This window comes from Streptomyces capillispiralis (genome assembly GCF_007829875.1).
In the GTDB taxonomy this organism is placed as follows: Bacteria; Actinomycetota; Actinomycetes; order Streptomycetales; family Streptomycetaceae; genus Streptomyces; species Streptomyces capillispiralis.
Window position 1 is genome coordinate 5902761 of sequence record NZ_VIWV01000001.1, and the last position, 19370, is coordinate 5922130.

A 19370-nucleotide genomic window follows, 5' to 3' on the forward strand; every position below is an offset into this window, starting at 1 on the left:
GAGCGGCCATGAGCGCTGTGACCCCCGCTGGAGGCGACAACGCGGCGGGCCGCTCCTGGCCCGCCCTGCTGAACGGACTGCTGGACGGCCGCGACCTGTCCGCCGACGACACCGCCTGGGCGATGGACCTGATCATGCGCGGGGAGGCGACCGACGCGCAGATCGCCGGGTTCGCGGTCTCCCTGCGGGCCAAGGGCGAGACCGTCGAGGAGATCAGCGGCTGCGTACGGGCGCTGTACGACCACGCCAACGTGATCGAGGTGCCCGGGGCCACCGTCGACATCGTCGGCACCGGCGGCGACGGCGCGAAGACGGTGAACATCTCCACCATGTCCTCGATCGTCGTGGCCGGCACCGGCGCGAAGGTCGTCAAGCACGGCAACCGGGCCGCGTCCTCCGCGTCCGGCGCCTCCGACGTCCTGGAGAAACTCGGCGTCAACCTGGAGCTGACCCCGCGGCGGGTCGCCGAGGTCGCCGAGGAGGCCGGCATCACCTTCTGCTTCGCGGTGAAGTTCCACCCGGCGCTGCGCCACGTGGCCGCCGCGCGCGGCCAGCTCGGCATCCGCACGGTGTTCAACTTCCTCGGCCCGCTGGCCAACCCGGCCCGCGTCAGGGCCCAGGCGGTCGGCGTGGCCGACCCGCGGATGGCCCCGATCATGGCCGGTGTCTTCGCCGAGCGCGGCAACTCCACGCTGGTGTTCCGCGGTGACGACGGCCTGGACGAGCTGACCACCACCGCCACCTCCCGGGTGTGGGTGGTCCGGGACGGCAAGGTCGAGGAGCAGACCTTCGACCCGCGCGAGGTCGGCATCGAGCTGGTGCCCGTGGAGGCCCTGCGCGGCGCCGACGCCTCCTACAACGCGGAGGTCGCCCGGCGGCTGCTGGACGGCGAGCCGGGCCCCGTGCGGGACGCGGTGCTGCTGAACTCGGCGGCGGCGCTGGTCGCCCTGGAGCCGGGCTCCGGCTCCCTGGCGGAGCAGATCCGCGCCGGCATGGCGCAGGCGGCCGAGGCGATCGACTCGGGAGCCGCCCGGCGGGTCCTGGAGCGCTGGGTGGCCGTCAGCAACGCGTAGCCCCCCGCCGGGAGTCGTCCCGCGAAGTCTCGCGATGATGTCCCGCGATCCGGACACGGGTTGCGGGACATCGATCATTTCGCGTACGTTCCTGCCCAGGTCATGAGTGACAGCCATCAGGCCCCGGCCGGCTGTCCGGCAACCCTCCGTCCGTGGCGGGGTGCCCCGGGTGAAGACAAGGCCGTGCGCAGCAAGGCGCACGGCAAGCGCGGACCCCTCGTGAGCCAGGGGTCCTGGTCGTCGAGGAGCCTTCCGTGAGCAAGCGAATGCGCTAGGGCCGCAGAGCCCCGCCTCCGCACACCCTTTTCTCCTTCCCCACCGTGCTTGAGCGCCCAGCGCTCGCGCGGGGATTCCGCCTGCCTCACCGGGAGTTCCGCCATGTCCGTCGCCACCGCTGCCGCCGACCAGTCCGTTTGTGCCCCGCTGCCCGTTCTGGGGCGGGATGTCACCGTCCCGCTGGTCACCGGCGGCGAGGTCACCTACGCCGCCCTCGACTACGCGGCCAGCGCGCCCGCCCTCCAGCGCGTCTGGGACGACGTGGCCGCGTACGCGCCGTACTACGGCAGCGTCCACCGGGGCGCCGGATACCTCTCGCAGCTCTCCACCGACCTGTTCGAGAACGCCCGCCGGACCGTCGGCGAGTTCCTCGGCTGCCGCACCGGAGACCAGGTCGTCTTCACCCGGTCCACCACCGACTCCCTCAACCTGCTCGCCGGCGCCCTCCCGGAGGGCTGCGAGGTCTTCGTCTTCGAGACCGAGCACCACGCCTCCCTGCTGCCCTGGCGCGGTGCCCGCGTCACCTGCCTCGACGCCCCGGACAGCCCGCGCCGGGCCGTGGAGACCCTGGAGCGCGCCCTCGCCGGCCGCGATCCGCACGGGCCCGCCCTGGTCTGCGTCACCGGCGCCTCCAACGTCACCGGCGAGCTGTGGCCGGTACGGGAACTGGCCGCCGCCGCCCACGCGCACGGCGCCCGGATTGTGCTGGACGCCGCCCAGCTCGCCCCGCACCACCCGGTGAGCGTCCGCGAACTCGACGTCGACTGGGTGGCGTTCAGCGGGCACAAGCTGTACGCGCCCTTCGGCTCCGGTGTGCTGGCCGGCCGCGCCGACTGGCTGCGCCGGGCCGAGCCCTACCTCGCGGGCGGCGGCGCGAGCCGCAGCGTCACCCGGCGCGCGGACGGGGGAGTGGACGTGGAGTGGCACGACGGCGCCGCCCGCCACGAGGCCGGCTCGCCCAACGTCATCGGTGCGTACGCCATCGCCTCCGCCTGCAAGGCGCTCACCGAGGCCGGGTTCGACACCCTGACCGCCCGCGAGGAGCAGCTGATCCGCACCGTGCGCGAGGGGCTGGCGGACGTGCCCGAGGTGCGGTTCCTGTCGCTGTTCGGGGACGACGCCCCGCGGGTGGGCGTGCTCTCCTTCGTCGTCGAGGGCTGGAACAGCTCCCACTTCGCCGCCGCGCTGTCCGCCGAGTACGGCATCGGCGTGCGGGACGGGCTGTTCTGCGCGCACCCGCTGGTGCGCACGCTGCTCGGCAGCGACCCGCAGAGCCAGGGCGAGTGCGGGGCCCCCGAGGCGGCGCCCGGTGAGAAGTCCCTGAACGCGATCCGGGTCAGCTTCGGCGCGGGCACGCCGGACGAGCATGTCGAACGGTTCGTCCGGGCGGTGCGCGAGCTGGTGGCCGAGGGCGCCCGCTGGACCTACCGCACGGAGGACGGGCGCTGCGTGCCGGACACGTCCGACCGGGTCTGAGCCCCGCCCTCCCGGGGGCCTGCCGCCCCCGGACCCCGCTTCGGCCCCGAAGGGGCCTCGTCCTCACACGCCGGAGGGGCTGAACTCGGCGCCTGCGGCGTCCGGGGCGGGCGCGCCGGCCGGTACGGGCAGCCGGGTGCCCAGGACGATCATGCGCAGGGCGCGTTCCGTCGCGTCCGTGAGGAGTTCCGCGCCGCGGACCAGGGCCTCCGTCAGGGCCATCGGGGCGGGCAGGATGCCGTGGCAGGCGTCCACGCCCGGCACCTCGTGCGCGCCCTCGCCGAGCGTCCCCGCCAGCGCCAGCACCGGCCGGCCGGACAGCTTGGCCCGGCGGGCCACCTCCGCCGGGACCTTGCCGCGCGGCGTCTGGTGGTCCAGGGCGCCCTCGGCGGTGACGACCAGGTCGGCGCGGGCCAGCCGGGCGTCCAGGTCCAGGTGGTCCAGCAGCACCTGGAAGCGGGGCAGGAGGGCCCCGCCCAGGGCGGCGAGTCCGGCGCCGAGCCCGCCGGAGGCGCCCGTGCCGGGGCCGTGGCGCAGATCGGTGCCGGTGACGGCGAGGTCCCGGGTCAGCACCCGCGCCCAGTTCTCCAGCCCCGCCGACAGCTCCTCGACCTGCGCCGGGGTCGCCCCCTTCTGCGGCCCGAACACCCGGGCCACGCCCCGCTCCCCGCACAGCACGTTGAACGGGTTGCAGGCGACGAGGAGGTCGATGTCCGCGAGGCGGGGGTCGAGCCCGGCCGGGTCGATGCGTGCCAGCCGGTGCAACTCGCGGCCGCCGCGCGGCAGTTCGAAGCCGTCCGCGTCCAGCAGCCGGGCCCCGAGGGCCTGGAGCGCGCCCGCGCCGCCGTCCGAGGTGCCCGAGTCGCCGCACCCCACCAGCACCCGCCGTACGCCCCGGTCGAGCGCGGCGCGGATCAGCTCCCCCACGCCGTACGTGGTGGTGGCGCCCGGGTCGCGGCGGGTGCGCGGGACCAGGGAGAGGCCCGCGACCGCCGCCATCTCCACGACCGCCGTGTCCCCGGAGCCGAGCAGCGCGAAGTGGGTGCCGACGGGTTCGCCGACCGGGCCGGTCGCGGCCAGCTCGACCAGCCGGCCGCCGGTCGCCGCGGCCAGCGCGGAGGCCGTTCCCTCACCGCCGTCCACCAGCGGGATGCGGTCGATCTCGGCGTCCGGCAGGACCCGGCGCACGCCCGCCGCGATCGCGTCGGCGGCGGCCGGGGCGGAGAGCGACTCCTTGAAGCCGCTGGGGGCTACGACGACACGGCTGAGCATGGTGGACTCCTTGCGGTCGGGCCCCGGCGGTCCGGGGCCTCGGTGGTACGGGTGTCAGCGGGTGACGGGCACGCCGAGCAGCGGCCACACCGCGACGGCGAACAGCAGGACCAGCGCGGCCGTCAGCGGTGCGAGCACGGCGGACAGCCGCAACAGGTCGCGCGGGGTGTAGGTGGGGGTGCCGGGCAGGTCCGCGAAGAGCGTCACCGGCTTCGCGGAGGCCGGCAGCGTGTGGCAGAAGCCCGCCGCCGCGGTGGAGGCGAGCGCCGCCGCGACCGGGTTCACCCCGGCGCCCACGGCCGCCGCGACCACCAGCGGCACCAGTACGGAGGAGCGGGCGGAACGGGACTGCAGGACCAGGTGGGCCGCCGTGCTCACCGCGATCACGACCGCCAGGAACAGCACCGGTGTGATCCCCGACGGCATCCCGCCGACCAGCCACCTCGCCGCGCCCGACTCGGCGAGCGCCACGCCCATCGCCATGGTGGCCGCCATGAACAGCAGCAGCGACCAGGGCACCGTCCTCAGCGCGTCCTTCAGCCGTACGGTGCCCAGAGCCGGCGAGGCGGCGACGACCGCGCCGATCAGCGCGACCACGGCCGGCGGCACCCGGTGCAGCGGCTCGCTGCACCACAGGGCGACGACGGTGGCCAGCAGCAGCGCGCAGCGCTTCTCGGCCTGGGTCCAGGGACCGGTGACCGGGCGGTCGCTGTGCCGCTGGATCTCCTCGGCGGTGATGTGCACCGGGCCCGCGCGGTCCGCGCGCCGGGTGGTGGTCAGCAGGACGGCCTCGGCGGCGAGGTGGGAGGAGGCCACGGCCAGCGGCAGCCCGAGCAGCAGCCACTCGGTGAAGCCGACCCGTTCCCCGGTGGCCTCCCACAGCACCGACACGGTGATCAGATGCGCGCCGGCGCCGATCAGGGTCGCCACCGCCGACAGGAGGATCACGGTGGGGAACAGCAGCGCCAGCATCACCACCAGCCGCTTCCGGTCGGCGAGGGCCTTGGCGAGGGCGAGGAACACCGGCAGAGCCAGCGCCGCCCGGCCCGAGGTGGCGGGCACCGCGAACGCGGTGACGACCAGTGCGGCGGTCGTCAGGTGCGTCAACTGCCGTACCGTACGCGCCCCGCCGACCAGGAAGGCGGCCGCGCGGCCCGCGAGCCCGGTCCTGGCCACCGCGGCGGCGAGGACGAACGCGCAGATCAGCAGCCACACCGTGGAGTCGCCCAGGGTGCCGAACAGGGTGTCGCTGCTGATCACCCCGGTCACCGTCAGCGCCAGTCCGGCGCCCAGCGCGATGTACGTGTCGTCGATCGGCGTACCGATCCAGGCGCAGGTCGCCAGCGCGAACACGGCGAGGGTGACCCGCGCGTCCCCGCTCAGGCCGGGGAAGTTGCCGGGCACCGCGAGCAGCGCGCACAGCGACAGGGCCACGCACAGGGCCGCGGTCAGTCGGGGATTCAGGCTCACGTCATCGAGGATTCACCGGCGCCGTGAGCCGTCGATGAGCCGGAGATGAAGGGAACTTCACCCAAGGCGCGGCGGGGGCCGGCCGGCGCCGTCAGCCCGGGAGGCGGTAGCCCATCCCGCGGACCGTCTCCACCTTGTCCGCGCCGAGCTTCTTGCGCAGCGCCCGCACGTACACGTCCACGATGTTGGAGCCCGGGTCGAAGTCGTAGCCCCACACGTGGGAGAGGATCTGCTCGCGGGAGAGTACCTGCCCGGGGTGCCTCAGGAACAGTTCCAGGAGCACGAACTCACGGGCCGTCAGGTCGACCGTGCGGTCCGCCGCCCGTGCCCTGCGGGTCCTCAGGTCCAGGGTGAGGTCGCCCGACTTGAGCACCGTCACCTCCGGCGCGCGGGCCGCCGTGCGCAGCCGCAGCCGCACCCGGGCGAGCAGTTCCTCGAAGCGGAACGGCTTGGTCATCCAGTCGTCGGCGCCGCCCTCCAGACCGGCCACCGTGTCCCGGACCGAGTCCCGCGCGGTCAGCACGATCACCGGGGTCGTCACCCGGGACTCGCGCAGCTCCCGCAGCACGGTGAAGCCGTCCCGGCCGGGCAGCCCGATGTCCAGTACGACCAGGTCGAAACCGCCGGTCAGCGCGTACTCGTAGCCCGCCTCGCCGTCGGGGACGACGGTGGTGGTGAAGCCGTTGGCGCGCAGGCCCTTCTCCACGAAGGACGCAATGCGCTCCTCGTCCTCGACGATCAGAATCCGGTTCACGGATGTGCCTCTTCTTGTGCTCAGTCCAGCGTCAGTACGAAGGTGGCGCCGCCGCCCTCGGTGTCGTGCAGGCGGACCCGGCCGCCGTGGCCCTCCGCGATCGCCTTGACGATCGACAGGCCGAGGCCCGCGCCCGAGCCGCGCGCGCCGCGCCGGGCGGTGCCGCGCCGGAAGCGTTCGAAGATCAGCTCCCGGTCCTGCGGCCGGACACCGGGGCCGGAGTCGGCGACGTACAGCTCGATCCGGGAGCCCTCGGCGCGGGAGCCGATGCGGATGGTCTGGCCGGCGGTGGTGTGCTGCACCGCGTTCTGCGCCAGCTGCACCATGGCCTGGGTGATCCGCTGCGGGTCCAGTTCCGCCTCCCGGTCGGCTATGCCGGTGAGCTGCCAGTCGCGTTCGCCCAGGGTGCGGGCCTTGACGTAGACGTCGGCGGTGAGTTCGGCGAGCTGCACCGGCTCGGGGGTGACGAAGTCGGGGCGCTCGGCCTTGGCGAGCAGCAGCAGGTCCTCCACGATGCGGCTCATCCGGTCCAGTTCGTCGGTGACGAGGCGGACGGTCTCCTCGCGTTCGGCCGGGTCGTCGCCCATCAGCTCCAGATGGCCGCGCACGATCGTGATGGGCGTGCGCAGCTCGTGGCCGGCGTCGTCGACGAACTGGCGCTGCGCGGCGAAGGCCCGCTCCAGACGGTCCAGCATCGCGTTGAACGTCTCGGCGAGGGCCGCGATGTCGTCACGGCCGCGCACCGGGATGCGCCGGGTGAGGTCCTGCTCGGTGAGCTGCGCGGCGGCGGTGCGCACCAGCCGTACGGGCTGGAGGATGCGTCCGGCGACCGCCCAGCCGATGCCGGTGGTCAGCAGCAGGCCGACCCCCGAGATGGCGAGCAGCACCCGGAACACCTCGTCCACCCGGGCCGCTTCCCGCTCGGGGTGGAAGGCGACGACGAACGCCGCCGCGGGCTCGCCGCCGCCCGCCGGGGCCACGGACACCTTGGCCCAGCGAATCTCCCCCTCGGGCCGGTGCAGCACCCCGGTGGGGTCGGGCGAGTCGAAGATGCGGCGCCGGGCGTCGGGGTCCCGGTGCAGCGGCAGGGCGACGGGCAGGTCGCGCGGCTGGGTGAGCTGCGCCGGGCCGCCGCTCGGCCGCGCCACCAGGCCGATCAGCTCCTCGTCCGGGTCGGCGTACTGCCGTTCCAGGAAGACCCGCAGCAGCCGGTCCGGAGCGGTGAAGGGCCGGCCGGTCTCCGGGTCGAAGCCGCGCTGCTCGAAGTTGGCGAACTCGCCGGTCTCCTGGGTGAGCAGGCCGTTGATCCGGTCGTCGACGTCCCGCAGCAGGAAGGAGCGGGTGGTGGTGGCCACCGAGGCGAGCGCGACCGCCATGACGAACAGCAGCCAGAGCAGGATGCGGACCCGGGCGGAGATCCGCCGGCGCGGCACGTCAGCCGTCGTCGCCCGGTCCGTCGTCCCCGCCGGGGCCGTCGTCCGAGTCCTGGCCGCGGTCGTCGTCATCGTCATCACCCGCCGGGCTGTCGGTCAGCGGAGGCCGGGAGACGACCTCGTCGCTCGGCGTGGGGTCGGGCCGCGTCGAGGGGGCCGTGGCGGAAGGGGTGGGCGAGCCGCTGTCCAGTTCGACCTGCGGCGGCACCTTGGGCGGCGCGGGGCTGTCGGAGAGCGCGAAGCTGGTCGCGGCGACGCCCAGCGGGATCAGTACGACGGCGGCCAGGGCCGCCATCCGGCGAGTGAAGACCATGGCCCGAGCCTGCGGCCCGAACCGGACGGCCCGGATGAGTCCTGGATGAAGAACTCTTCATCCGCCGGGCCGCCCACCGCCTCAGCTGTCCAGGCCGATGGCGAACGCCGCCTCCAGGTCGTGCTGCGAGTACGTGCGGAACGCCACGTGCGTGTCGGTCCCCTCCACGCCCGGGATCTTGCTGATCCGGCCGGGGATGACCTCCGCCAGGTCCTCGTGCTCGCGGACCCGGACCATGGCGATCAGGTCGTAGGTGCCGGTGACGGAGAAGACCTCGCTGACGCTGTCCAGCGCGGCGATCCGTTCCGCGATCTCGGGGATCCGGTCCACGCTGGTCTTGATGAGGACGATCGCGGTGATCACGGCTGGTTCTCTCCCTCGGGGGCCGGAGCAGGGGCGGCCTTCACTGTAGTCGCCCCGCCGAAACGCACCCACGCGTAGCCGAAGCCCAGGCCGAACCCCACGAGGTGCGCCAGGTAGGCGACGCCCGGGCCGTCGTCCGCCCGCCCCGCCGCCAGCCACTGCAGCGCCGCCCAGAACGGCAGCACCACCCAGGCCGGCAGGCGGACCGGCAGGAAGAACAGGAACGGCAGGAGACTGGTCACCCGCGCCCGGGGGAACAGGAAGAGGAACGCGCCGAGCACCGCCGAGACCGCCCCGGAGGCACCGACCAGGGACCGCTCGGAGGCCGTGTTGGCGGCGGCGTACCCCAGCAGCGCGAGGTAGCCGCAGCCGGCGTAGCACAGGGTGAACCGGACCCGGCCCATCCGTGTCTCGGCCATCGTTCCGAAGACGTGGAGGAACAGCATGTTGCCGAGCAGATGCACCCAGCTGCCGTGCACGAACAGCGCCGTGGCGGGGGTGAGGAAGGCCTCGGGGGAACCCTCGAACAGGTCTGCGGGGATCACGCCCCAGCGCCGGAAATAGGCCGTTTGCGCGGCGAGCAGCTCCTCACCGGAGCCGTGCGCCGGGTGCAGCCCCGACGCGGGCCCGATCAGGAAGACGAGGCAGCACAGGACGATGAGGGTGCGGGTCACCGGCGCGGAGGCGCCCCGGATCGCCTCGGCGGCCGACGCGCTCCACTTGCGGATCATGAACACAGAGCATGACGTAACCGGACGCACCCGTACAGACCGCCTCGCCGCCGTGGACGGGCGGGCGACGGAGACCCGCCAGGCCGTAGGGTTACGTGCCACACGCACCGGGACGCCCGGCGCGTCACGGACACTGGAAGGAAGGCGAACAGCCACGATGACGGTTCCTCTGCCGACCGCCTCGACGCGGTGGCGCTGCACTCTCTGCGGCAACCTCACCCGCTTCGACGTGACCCGCTCGTCGAAGGTCGTCGAGTACGTCCACCTCGACCTGGCGGGAGAGCCCGCGGTCGAGGAGCGCGAGGTGCTCGATGAGACGATCGAGTCGGTGCGGTGCCGCTGGTGCAACGCGGTCGACCAGGTGGAACTCGTGGACAGGCCGGGCGCCGGCTCCTGAGCAAAGGGGGTCCCTCCCGCTCGAGCGAAGTCGAGAGTGGCGGAGGGCCCCGCTGACGGTGACCCCGCACACGGGGTCGCACACAGGCATTGGGGTGTGACGGATGGTGGAGACCACGGGCGGGGGGCCGCAGGACGGCGCCGCCGAGGTGCTCGACCGTCCGCTGCCCGACGGAGTGCGCCGCCGGGTCGTCCAGATCGTCGCCGACGGTTTCGGCGGGCTCACGGTCACCGAGCTGCCCGCCCAGCTCAGACAGTACGCCCGGTTCACCCCGAACCGGCGCGCCAAGTTCGCCGGCAACGCCATGGCCGCGGCACTGGAGACCGACCCGCTGTTCCGCCAGCGCATCGGCGAGCGGCTCAAGGAGGCCCAGCCGGAACTGACCGGCGCCCTCGAATCCGGTTCCCCGCCCCCGGCCGCGGACCCGCTCGACGTGGCGGCCGCGGCCTATGTGCTCCGCCCGCCCGGCTGGGTGAAGCTGGTGACCGCCGCCGGCGAGGAGGCCCAGCGCGCCGACGCCGAGCGCGTCGACGAGGAGAGCCGGGCCGAGCTGGAGCGGCTGCGCGCCGAGCTGGCCCGCGCCCGCGAGCACACCAAGGCCGAGACCGAGCGGCTGCGCACCGAACTGGAGTCGGCCAAGAAGGAGGTCGACGCGCTGCACCGCAAGCTGCGGTCCGCGCTCAGCGACGTCAAGCGCGGCGAGGCCGCCCTGCGCAAGCTGCGGGGCGAGACGGAGGCCGTCCGCGCCGAGGGGCACGCCCAGGTGTCGGCCGCCGAGAGCGAGAGCCGCAGGCTCAAGGCCCGGCTGGGGGAGACCGAGGCCGCGCTGGAGGCCGCGCGCCGGGCCGCCCGGGAGGGCCGCAGCGTGGAGGACATGCGGGTCCGGCTGCTGCTGGACACGGTGCTGGACGCCGCCCAGGGGCTCCGCCGCGAGCTGGCGCTGCCCCCGGTGTCCGTGCGGCCCGCCGAGACCGTGGACGCCGTGGAGCCGGGGCGCATGACCCCGAAGGACATCGCCGCCCGCGCGCTGTCCGAGCACGACCCGGCGATCCTCGACCAGTTGCTGGCACTGCCGCAGGCGCACCTGGTCGTCGACGGCTACAACGTCACCAAGACCGGCTATCCCCAGATGCCGCTGGAGAAGCAGCGCCTGCGCCTGCTGGGCCAGCTCGCGCAGCTCGCCGCCCAGACCGGCGCCGAGGTGACCTGTGTCTTCGACGGCGCCGAACTGGCCGCGCCGGTGCTGCTGGCGCCGCCGCGCGGGGTGCGGGTGCTGTTCTCCAAGCCGGGCGTCACCGCCGACGAGCTGATCCGCCAGCTGGTGCGCGCCGAGCCGCCGGGGCGGCCCGTCATCGTCGCCTCCACCGACCGCGAGGTCGCCGACGGCGTGGCCCGCGCGGGTGCCCGCCCGGTCGCCTCGGCGGTGCTCCTCAAGCGCCTCTCCTGAGGGCAGTTCATCACACCGCTCTCTTCCCACCGCTTTCATGGCACCTGATTGACTTGCGTCCCCCCTGCAACGTACGTGATCTATGCCTGAATTGACCGTTCCGTCACGCAACGTAGCGTCAAGGGTGCATCACTGCAGGTGAGTTGAGACCAAATACACGTGCTGTAACGGAGATTTTGTGCCCGGGGATTTGAACTGATCACAAGAGAATCACTAGGGTCTGCCTTCGAACCCGCGACCGCGCGATCACTCTCGAGAAGGAGCTCGTCTCCGTGGCGTCCCACCGTCGTCCCAAGCAGCCGAGCCGCGCACGTGTGACCGTGCTCACCACCGCTGCCGCAGCTGCCGTCGTCATGAGCTCGCAGGCCGCCAACGCCGCTCCCAGCGAGAAGCCGAGCAAGGACGAGGTCAAGGCCAAGGTCGACAAGCTCTACGAGCAGGCGGAGCAGGCCACCGAGAAGTACAACGGGGCCAAGGAGAAGCAGGAGAAGCTCCAGAAGGAGATCTCCACCATCCAGGACAACGTCGCGCGCGGTCAGCAGGAGCTCAACGAGCTGCGCGACGGCCTCGGTTCGATGGCCAGCGCCCAGTACCGCAGCGGCGGCATCGACCCCTCCGTGCAGCTCTTCCTCTCCTCCGACCCGGACGACTACCTCGACAAGGCGTCCGCCCTCGACCAGTTGAGCACCCAGCAGGTCGACGCGCTGGAGAAGATCCAGGAGAAGCAGCGCGAACTCGCCCAGCAGCGCTCCGAGGCGTCCGAGAAGCTCGAGGACCTCGCCTCCACCCGCACCGAACTGGGCAAGAAGAAGAAGGAGGTCCAGGCCAAGCTGGCTTCCGCGCAGAAGCTGCTCAACAGCCTGACCGCCGCCGAGAAGGCCCAGCTCGCCGAGGAGCAGAACCGCGCCACCCGCACCAGCGAGCGCGACGCCCTCTCCACGAACGTCCCGGCCGGCTCCGGCCGCGCCGCCGCGGCCTACGCCGCCGCCCAGAGCAAGCTCGGCTCCCCCTACGTCTACGGCGCCACCGGCCCGTCCTCCTACGACTGCTCGGGCCTGACCCAGTGGGCGTACGCCCAGGCCGGCGTCGCCATCCCGCGCACCTCCGAGGCCCAGACCGGCGCCGGCACCAGGATCTACTCGGTGAGCCAGCTCAAGGTCGGCGACCTGGTCTTCTTCTTCAACGACCTGCACCACGTGGGCCTCTACGCGGGCAACGGCCAGATCATCCACGCCCCGCGCACCGGCACCGTCGTGCGCTACGAGTCGATGAACACCATCGGCGGCCCGTTCATGTTCGGCGTCCGCGTCTAGTTCTCCTCCGCCCCCGGCCGGTGCCGCCGTTCGGGGGATTCGCACCGGCCCCGGCCGGCCCCGTGCCCCGCCTGTGACCTGCGTCAGAGGCGGGGCGCCGTCGTGTGCGGCCGACCGCGGCCGTTGGTCCGCCCGCCGCCGCTGGGGCTACTGTCTGCCGCGTTTCCCTGTCCGCAGCGGAAGGAGCGCGGTTTCCCGTGGGGTCCCATCGCCGTGTCGCACCGTCCTCCGGATCCGACCGGAGCACCGTCGTCGCCCTCGGGCTGCTGTCGGCGGCCGCCACCGCCCTCGGCGCCGTACCGGCCGCGGCCACGCCGGACGACGTCACCCGTGCCGAGGTGGACCGCCTCTACCGGGAGGCCGAGAAGGCCACCGAGGCGTACAACGAGGCCGACGAGCGCGCCGACGGCCTGCGCCGGCAGATCGCCGCCGCGCAGGACGGCATCGCCCGGCGGCAGGAGCGCGTCAACACCATGCGGGAGTCACTGGGCTCGCTCGCCGAAGCCCAGTACCGCTCCGGCGGTTTCGACCCCTCCCTCGCCCTGCTCTTCGCCGACGACCCGGAGGACTACCTGGAGAAGGCCTCCGTCCTCGACCGGATCACCGTCCACCAGGCCGGGGAGCTGAGGAGACTGAGAAGCGCCCTGCGCTCCCTCGCCCAGGACCGCGCGGAGGCGGCCGGCAAGCTCGGCGCGCTGGACAGGAGCCGCAGGGCCGCGGCCGCCCACAAGCGGACCGTGGAACGCAAGCTCGCCGAGGCCCGCCGGCTGCTCCACTCCCTCCCGGCCGGCGAACGCGCCGACTGGGACCGGGCCACCCGCTCCGGCCGCGCGGACCTGCTCGGCCCGGGCGGCACCGCACCCGCCTCGGCCCGCGCCGCCGCGGCCGTGGCCGCCGCCCGCTCCGCCCTCGGCAAGCCCTACGTCTGGGGCGCCAACGGCCCCTCCGGCTTCGACTGCTCCGGGCTGACCCAGTGGTCGTACGGGCAGGCGGGGGTCGCCCTGCCGCGCACCTCGCAGGCCCAGCGGTACGCCGGCCGGCAGGTGCCGCTCTCCGAGGCACGCCCCGGCGACCTGGTGGTCTACCGCTCCGACGCGAGCCACGTCGGCATGTACGCGGGCAACGGCCAGGTGATCCACGCGCCCTACCCGGGCGCCCCCGTGCGCTACGACCCGGTCGGGATGATGCCCGTAACGTCGGTCACCAGGGTCTGACCGCAACGGCCCGGCACCCGTACCCTCGGGAAGGTGGCTGGTCGAAGGCGGGTGTCGGGGGCGTCGGTGGTGGCGCTGTGTCTGCTGCTCGTCTCCCTCGTCGCGTGCGGCGGGGGAACGGCCGTCGACGGCGCCCGCGCGGAGGTGCAGTCGCTCCTCGACCGCCGCGCGACGGCGGTCCTCGACCGCGATGCCGCCGCCTACGCCCGCACCGGCAGCCGGGCCGGTTTCGACAACCTGCGCGCGGTACCGCTCGCGGACTGGTCCTACCGCGTCACCGGCCTGGACCGCACCGGTGACACCGCCACCGCCTCGGCCGACCTCAGCTACCGGGTCGAGGGCTACGACGCCTCCCCGGTCACCACCGCCCGCTCCCTGCGCCTGAGCCGGGACCGGGACGGCCGTTGGTCCGTCGACTCCGACCGCCCCGCGAAGAAGTCCGGCCAGCAGCTGTGGGACCAGGGCACCGCTCGGGCCGTCCGGGGGGAGCGGAGCCTGGTGCTGGGCGTCGGACAGCCCGAGGCGGAACTGCGCGACTACGCCGAGCTGGCCGACCGCGCCGTGCCCGCCGTGTCCGACGCCTGGAGTCCGCGCTGGTCCGGCCGGGTCGTCGTCCTGGTGCCGGAGTCCCTGGAGGGCATGGCGGGCCTGCTGGGCTCGCCCGCCTCCTCCTACCGGGGCATCGCGGCCGTCACCACCGGCGCCACCGCCCCCGGGGCGAGCGCGCCGGCCGATCGCGTCATCGTCAACCCGGACGCCTTCGGGCTGCTCGGCGACCCGGGCCGGCAGGTCGTCCTCACCCACGAGACCACCCACGTCGCCACCCGCGCCCACACCTCCGCCGCCACCCCGCTGTGGCTGTCCGAGGGCTTCGCCGACTGGGTCGGCTACCGCGGCTCCGGCCGCACCCCCGACGAGGCCGCCCCCGAGCTGGCCTACGCGGTGGGCCGGGGCGAGGCGCCGGACGCCCTGCCGGACGACGACGACTTCGGCTTCTCCGGCGACGCCGACCTGCTCGCCCGGGCCTACGAGGGCGGCTGGCTGGCCTGCCGCATGATCGCCGAACGCTGGGGCGAGGAACGCCTCGGCGCGTTCTACCGCGCGGTGGGCGCCCACGAGGGGCGCGCCGGCGCGGTGGAGGACGCCATGGACCGGGTCCTCGGCACCACCCCCGGAGAGTTCACGGCCCAGTGGCGGCAGTACGTGAGGGACGTACTGGGCTGAGCCGGAGCGGGGTCAGGACGACACCGGGGTCTCGCTGGAGCGGGCGGCCGGCTGCCGGGGCAGCGGCGCCGGGAGCGGGACGGTGGCGCTCCACAGCCTGCGGGCCGCGAGGAGCGACGCGGCCACCAGCAGCCCGTTGCGCAGCACCAGCAGGCCGATGCCCAGCGGATCACTGGCCACGACGTGCGCGAACCAGAGCGGGAACTCCAGCACCGTCACGAACGACGCCACCAGCACCAGCGCGACCGGAAGGCGCATCCGGCTCCCCCGGAAGCACAGGCAGACCGCCGCCAGCCCGACCAGCCACACCATGTACTGCGGGCTGATCACCCGGCTGGTGGTGGTGAACAGCAGCACCGCCACGAACGCCGCGTCGGCGACCGTGTGCGCCTCGGACCGGGTGGCCAGCAGCCGCCACAGCACCAGCCAGGCCAGCGCGGCCCCGCTCAGCACCAGCGCGCCCGTGCTCACCCAGGGCACGTACGGGCCGAGGAACTCCACCGAGCCGTAGTTCAGCAGCACCTCGCCCTCCCAGCCGTGGTGCCGGGCCACGTGGAAGACGAGGGAGCCCAGCGACTCGACCTCCGTGCCCCGGTCCCGCTGGAAGGTGAGGAACGCGAACGCGCCCGGCATGAGCACCGCGAACAGCGCGGCCGCACCGGCCCCGGTGACCGCCGCCGACACCCACGCGGCACGCCGGCGCACCCCGAGGAGCAGCAGGGCCGGCCACACCTTCAGCAGCGCCCCGAAACCGGCCAGCGCGCCCATCACCCGGGGGTACCGGCCGGCGGCCAGCAGCGCGGCCACCGCCACCGCGGTCACCATCACGTCGTAGCGCGCGTACACCGTCGGCCCGAGCAGCGGCACGCCCGCCACCCACACCCAGGCGCCGCCCCGCGTCCGGCCGGGGCCACGGCCCGCGTACAGCAGCAGCGCCAGCGTGACCACGTCGGCGACGAGGGCCAGGACGAAGAACGCGGTGGCGTACTCCAGGAAGGGCAGCAGGCCGGGGGAGAGGATCGCCAGGGCGGCGGCGGGCGGGTACTGCCAGGTGACGTCGTCCAGCGGGAAGGTGCCGGTGCGCAGGACGTCGTACCAGCCCCGGTAGATCACCGACACGTCGCTGGTGACGTCCGGGCCGGGGAAGACGACCACCTTCAGGACGCACAGCAGCAGGGCCCCTCGCGTCAGGGCCCAGAGGGCCAGGAGCCCGGCGAGGGAGCCTCGTGCGGCCGTCGTCTTCACGTGATTCCCGTCCGTCCGGTGTGCGGTCCTGAGGGGGCCATGATGGCGCGGACCCCTGTGCCCGTGCCACGGAGCGCCGCCGTGGCGGACGGCGGAACCGCTGTTCGGTAGGGTCGGCGGCGATGCACAAGACCCTGATCGTGACCAACGACTTCCCGCCCCGCCCCGGTGGCATCCAGGCGTTCCTGCACAACATGGCGCTGCGGCTCGACCCGGAGCGGCTCGTCGTCTACGCCTCCACCTGGAAGCGCACCCGGGAGGGCGTCGAGGCGACCGCCGCCTTCGACGCCGAGCAGCCCTTCACCGTCGTACGCGACCGCACGACGATGCTGCTGCCCACCCCGGGCGCCACCCGGCGGGCCGTCGGGCTGCTGCGGGAGCACGGGTGCACCTCGGTCTGGTTCGGGGCGGCCGCGCCGCTCGGGCTGATGGCACCGGCGCTGCGCCGGGCGGGCGCCGAGCGGATCGTGGCCACCACCCACGGCCACGAGGCCGGCTGGGCCCAGCTGCCCGCCGCGCGGCAACTGCTGCGCCGCATCGGCGAGTCCACGGACACGATCACCTACCTCGGCGAGTACACCCGCTCCCGGATCGCCGGCGCGCTCACCCCGGAGGCGGCGGCGCGGATGGCGCAGCTGCCGCCCGGGGTCGACGAGAAGACCTTCCACCCCGGTTCGGGCGGCGACGAGGTGCGGGCGCGGCTCGGACTGACCGACCGGCCGGTGGTCGTGTGCGTCTCGCGGCTGGTGCCGCGCAAGGGACAGGACACGCTGATCCGGGCGATGCCCGCGATCCTGGCGGCCGAGCCGGAGGCCGTGCTGCTGATCGTCGGCGGCGGACCGTACGAGAAGGACCTGCGCGCCCTCGCGCGCGACACCGGCGTTGCCGCCTCCGTGCGCTTCACCGGCTCCGTCCCCTGGTCCGAGCTGCCCGCCCACTACGGCGCCGGGGACGTCTTCGCCATGCCCTGCCGCACCCGGCGAGGGGGCCTGGACGTCGAGGGGCTCGGCATCGTCTACCTGGAGGCCTCCGCGACCGGCCTGCCCGTCGTGGCCGGCGACTCGGGCGGCGCGCCCGACGCGGTCCTCGACGGCGAGACCGGCTGGGTCGTCCGCGGCGAGGACCCCGGCCAGACCGCCGACCGCGTGATCACCCTCCTCGGGGACGAGGAGCTGCGCCGCAGGATGGGCGAGCGGGGCCGGGAGTGGGTCGAGCGGAAGTGGCGCTGGGACCTGCTGGCGGAGCGGCTGAAGACGCTGCTCTGACGGGCCGTCCCGAAGAACGCCCCCCGGGGGGCGGGGGCAACCGGGCCGCGCCCCCGCCTACTTGGCGTAGATCGCCTCGATCTCGTGGGCGTAGTCCTTCGCCACGACGTTCCGCTTCAGCTTCAGCGACGGGGTCAGGTGCCCCGACTCCTCGGTGAACTGCGCGGGCAGGATGCGGAACCTGCGCACCGACTCCGCCTTCGACACCGCCGCGTTGCCGTCGTCGACCGCCGACTGGATCTCCGCGAGCAGATCCGGGTCGGCGCTCAGCGACGACGCCGTCGACCCGGCCGGCTTGCCGTGCTCGGCGCACCAGCGGCCCAGGAACTCCTCGTCGATGGTGACCAGCGCGCCCACGAACGGCCGCCCGTCACCCACCACCATGCACTCGGCGACCAGCGCGTGCGCCCGGATGCGGTCCTCGATCACCGCCGGGGCGACGTTCTTGCCGCCCGCGGTCACCAGGATCTCCTTCTTGCGGCCGGTGATCCGCAGATAGCCGTCCTCGTCCAGGGTGCCGATGTCCCCGGTGTGGAACCAGCCGTCGGCCAGGGCCTCGGCGGTCGCGGCCGGGTTGTTCCAGTACTCCTTGAACAGGTGCTCGCCGTGCAGCAGCACCTCGCCGTCGTCCGCTATGCGGATCACCGAACCGGGCAGCGGCTGGCCGACCGTGCCGATCTTCTGCCGGTCCCACGGGTTGAACGCGGTGGCCGCGCAGGACTCGGTCAGCCCGTAGCCCTCCAGCACGCTGAAGCCGATGCCGCGGAAGAAGTGGCCCAGGCGCTCGCCCAGCGGGGCGCCGCCGGAGATGGCGTACTCGCCGCGCCCGCCCAGCACCGCGCGCAGCTTGCCGTAGACCAGCTTGTCGAACACCTTGTGCCTGATCCTCAGGCCGAGCGAGGGCCCGGACGGCGTGTCCAGCGCCCGGCTGTAGGCGATCGCCGTGTCCGCGGCCCTGTCGAAGATCTTGCCCTTGCCGTCGGCCTGCGCCTTGGCCCGCGCCGAGTTGTAGACCTTCTCGAAGACCCGCGGCACGCCCAGGATCAGCGTCGGCCGGAACGAGGCCAGCTCGTCCGTGAGGTTCTTGATGTCGGGCAGACAGCCCAGCTTGATCGGCGCCATCATGGGCGCGATCTGCACCAGCCGCCCGAAGACGTGCGCGAGCGGCAGGAACAGCAGCACCGAGCACTCGCCGGTGCGGAACAGCGGCCGCAGCCGCTCCACGATGTTGCCGCACTCGGCGAAGAAGCTGCGGTGGGTGAGCACACAGCCCTTGGGGCGGCCGGTGGTGCCGGAGGTGTAGACGATGGTCGCCGGGTCGTCCGCCTTCGCGGACGAACCGCGCTCCTCGACCGTCTCGTCGGTGACGTCCCGGCCGAGCCGGTCCAGCTCCTCGACGGCGCCGGCCTCGATCTGCCACAGGTGCTTCAGCGCGGGCAGCCGGTCGCGCACCGACTCCACGGCCTCGGCGTGCGCCCCGAGTTCCACGAAGCAGGCGGTGGCGCCGGAGTCGCCGAGGATCCACGCCACCTGCTCCGGCGAACTGGTCTCGTACACCGGCACGGTGACCGCGCCGGCGCTCCAGATCGCGAAGTCCAGCAGCGTCCACTCGTAACGGGTGCGGGACATCAGGCCGACCCGGTCACCGGGCCGCACTCCGGCGGCGATCATGCCCTTGGCGGCCGCGCGCACCTCCGCGAGGAAGGCCGACGCCGTCACGTCCTGCCAGCCGTCGCCCGCCTTGCGGGCGATGACGGCGACGTCGGGGTGCTGCGCGGCGTTTCTGCGGACGATGTCGGTCAGATTGCCGTCCGCTGGGACCTCGTACAAAGCCGGAAGGCTGAACTCGCGCAAGACTGCTGCTCCTCTTAGGGCGCCGGCGCCACGACGTGGTGCGATGCGACGGTGCGGTCCAAGGCTCGGGCGGGTGCTCGCGAATTCACAAGTTGAAATCCCGAGCACGAGTGGACTGCCCGGACGTTACCCGCCGGTATGGCGTCTGCGACAGGGGGGCCCGGTGAGATGTTCCTTGCGTCACACAGGTTTGGTGTTCCACGGCGCACAGTAGTCCACCCCCTCACCGACGAGCCAGTAACCGCAGGTC

Annotated in this window: 17 protein-coding genes and 1 riboswitch; of the genes, 8 read left to right on the top strand and 9 right to left on the bottom strand. The window is 73.7% G+C overall.

Going from position 1 to position 19370, the window contains the following annotated elements; translation table 11 throughout:
* Positions 1-8: 8 nt before the first annotated feature.
* Complete coding sequence (gene trpD, locus FHX78_RS25685) at positions 9-1073, top strand: anthranilate phosphoribosyltransferase (RefSeq protein WP_145869768.1); 1065 nt, start codon at positions 9-11, stop codon at positions 1071-1073.
* Between the two features lie 98 nt (positions 1074-1171).
* Positions 1172-1288: riboswitch (SAM riboswitch) on the top strand.
* 163 nt (positions 1289-1451) lie between these two features.
* A complete protein-coding gene (locus tag FHX78_RS25690) occupies positions 1452-2825 on the top strand; it encodes an aminotransferase class V-fold PLP-dependent enzyme (protein ID WP_145869769.1) in 1374 nt (457 codons plus the stop codon).
* A 63-nt stretch (positions 2826-2888) separates the two neighbouring features.
* On the opposite strand, the gene FHX78_RS25695 is transcribed toward FHX78_RS25690, so the two are convergent.
* The 7 genes from FHX78_RS25695 to FHX78_RS25725 all read right to left on the bottom strand — a co-directional run bounded on the left by FHX78_RS25695 (position 2889) and on the right by FHX78_RS25725 (position 9161).
* Positions 2889-4097 (bottom strand): glycerate kinase, encoded by a 1209-nt coding sequence (locus FHX78_RS25695; RefSeq protein WP_145869770.1) that lies wholly within the window; start codon positions 4095-4097, stop codon positions 2889-2891.
* 54 nt (positions 4098-4151) lie between these two features.
* Positions 4152-5567, bottom strand: coding sequence for an SLC13 family permease (locus tag FHX78_RS25700; protein WP_167531854.1), 1416 nt, complete (start codon positions 5565-5567; stop codon positions 4152-4154).
* A 91-nt stretch (positions 5568-5658) separates the two neighbouring features.
* On the bottom strand, positions 5659-6321 hold the full coding sequence (locus FHX78_RS25705; protein WP_145869771.1) for a response regulator transcription factor: 663 nt from the start codon (positions 6319-6321) through the stop codon (positions 5659-5661).
* A 20-nt stretch (positions 6322-6341) separates the two neighbouring features.
* A complete protein-coding gene (locus FHX78_RS25710) occupies positions 6342-7826 on the bottom strand; it encodes a sensor histidine kinase (RefSeq protein ID WP_189908692.1) in 1485 nt (494 codons plus the stop codon).
* Positions 7756-8067 (bottom strand): small secreted hydrophilic protein, encoded by a 312-nt coding sequence (locus FHX78_RS25715; protein ID WP_145869772.1) that lies wholly within the window; start codon positions 8065-8067, stop codon positions 7756-7758. The genes FHX78_RS25710 and FHX78_RS25715 overlap by 71 nt, the downstream gene beginning before the upstream one ends.
* Before the next feature lie 81 nt (positions 8068-8148).
* Positions 8149-8430, bottom strand: a complete 282-nt coding sequence (locus FHX78_RS25720) for an Lrp/AsnC family transcriptional regulator (RefSeq protein ID WP_030820493.1) — start codon at positions 8428-8430, stop codon at positions 8149-8151.
* Complete coding sequence (locus FHX78_RS25725; RefSeq protein ID WP_145869773.1) at positions 8427-9161, bottom strand: rhomboid family intramembrane serine protease; 735 nt, start codon at positions 9159-9161, stop codon at positions 8427-8429. Before FHX78_RS25725 ends, FHX78_RS25720 begins: the two co-directional genes overlap by 4 nt.
* A gap of 157 nt (positions 9162-9318) precedes the next feature.
* On the opposite strand from FHX78_RS25725, the gene FHX78_RS25730 reads away from it, so the two are divergent.
* The 5 genes from FHX78_RS25730 (at position 9319) to FHX78_RS25750 (ending at position 14756) form a co-directional block, all read left to right on the top strand.
* Positions 9319-9558, top strand: coding sequence for a hypothetical protein (locus tag FHX78_RS25730; RefSeq protein ID WP_145869774.1), 240 nt, complete (start codon positions 9319-9321; stop codon positions 9556-9558).
* Positions 9559-9661: 103 nt separating this feature from the next.
* On the top strand, positions 9662-11005 hold the full coding sequence (locus tag FHX78_RS25735; RefSeq protein WP_145869775.1) for an NYN domain-containing protein: 1344 nt from the start codon (positions 9662-9664) through the stop codon (positions 11003-11005).
* Between the two features lie 272 nt (positions 11006-11277).
* Complete coding sequence (locus FHX78_RS25740; RefSeq protein ID WP_145869776.1) at positions 11278-12318, top strand: C40 family peptidase; 1041 nt, start codon at positions 11278-11280, stop codon at positions 12316-12318.
* Between the two features lie 197 nt (positions 12319-12515).
* Positions 12516-13532, top strand: coding sequence for a C40 family peptidase (locus FHX78_RS25745; RefSeq protein ID WP_145869777.1), 1017 nt, complete (start codon positions 12516-12518; stop codon positions 13530-13532).
* Positions 13533-13565: 33 nt separating this feature from the next.
* Positions 13566-14756 carry a hypothetical protein gene (locus FHX78_RS25750; protein ID WP_167531855.1) on the top strand — a complete coding sequence of 397 codons (1191 nt, stop codon included), beginning with the start codon at positions 13566-13568 and terminating at the stop codon, positions 14754-14756.
* 12 nt (positions 14757-14768) lie between these two features.
* Here the strand turns inward: FHX78_RS25750 and FHX78_RS25755 are convergent, their stop codons facing one another.
* Entirely contained in the window at positions 14769-16001 is a 1233-nt protein-coding gene (locus FHX78_RS25755; RefSeq protein ID WP_145869778.1) for a glycosyltransferase family 87 protein, read from the bottom strand.
* Positions 16002-16123: 122 nt separating this feature from the next.
* On the opposite strand from FHX78_RS25755, the gene FHX78_RS25760 reads away from it, so the two are divergent.
* Positions 16124-17266 carry a glycosyltransferase family 4 protein gene (locus tag FHX78_RS25760; protein WP_145869779.1) on the top strand — a complete coding sequence of 381 codons (1143 nt, stop codon included), beginning with the start codon at positions 16124-16126 and terminating at the stop codon, positions 17264-17266.
* Between the two features lie 57 nt (positions 17267-17323).
* Here the strand turns inward: FHX78_RS25760 and FHX78_RS25765 are convergent, their stop codons facing one another.
* Positions 17324-19120, bottom strand: coding sequence for an AMP-dependent synthetase/ligase (locus tag FHX78_RS25765; protein WP_145869780.1), 1797 nt, complete (start codon positions 19118-19120; stop codon positions 17324-17326).
* Positions 19121-19370 lie beyond the last annotated feature (250 nt).

Bases quoted from the DNA above. Each gene is read 5' to 3' on its own strand.
- trpD (WP_145869768.1), top strand. From the start codon at position 9: ATGAGCGCTGTGACCCCCGCTGGAGGCGACAACGCGGCGGGCCGCTCC.
- FHX78_RS25690 (WP_145869769.1), top strand. From the start codon at position 1,452: ATGTCCGTCGCCACCGCTGCCGCCGACCAGTCCGTTTGTGCCCCGCTG.
- FHX78_RS25695 (WP_145869770.1), bottom strand. From the start codon at position 4,097: ATGCTCAGCCGTGTCGTCGTAGCCCCCAGCGGCTTCAAGGAGTCGCTC.
- FHX78_RS25710 (WP_189908692.1), bottom strand. From the start codon at position 7,826: ATGACGACGACCGCGGCCAGGACTCGGACGACGGCCCCGGCGGGGACG.
- FHX78_RS25715 (WP_145869772.1), bottom strand. From the start codon at position 8,067: ATGGTCTTCACTCGCCGGATGGCGGCCCTGGCCGCCGTCGTACTGATC.
- FHX78_RS25725 (WP_145869773.1), bottom strand. From the start codon at position 9,161: ATGATCCGCAAGTGGAGCGCGTCGGCCGCCGAGGCGATCCGGGGCGCC.
- FHX78_RS25730 (WP_145869774.1), top strand. From the start codon at position 9,319: ATGACGGTTCCTCTGCCGACCGCCTCGACGCGGTGGCGCTGCACTCTC.
- FHX78_RS25735 (WP_145869775.1), top strand. From the start codon at position 9,662: ATGGTGGAGACCACGGGCGGGGGGCCGCAGGACGGCGCCGCCGAGGTG.
- FHX78_RS25760 (WP_145869779.1), top strand. From the start codon at position 16,124: ATGCACAAGACCCTGATCGTGACCAACGACTTCCCGCCCCGCCCCGGT.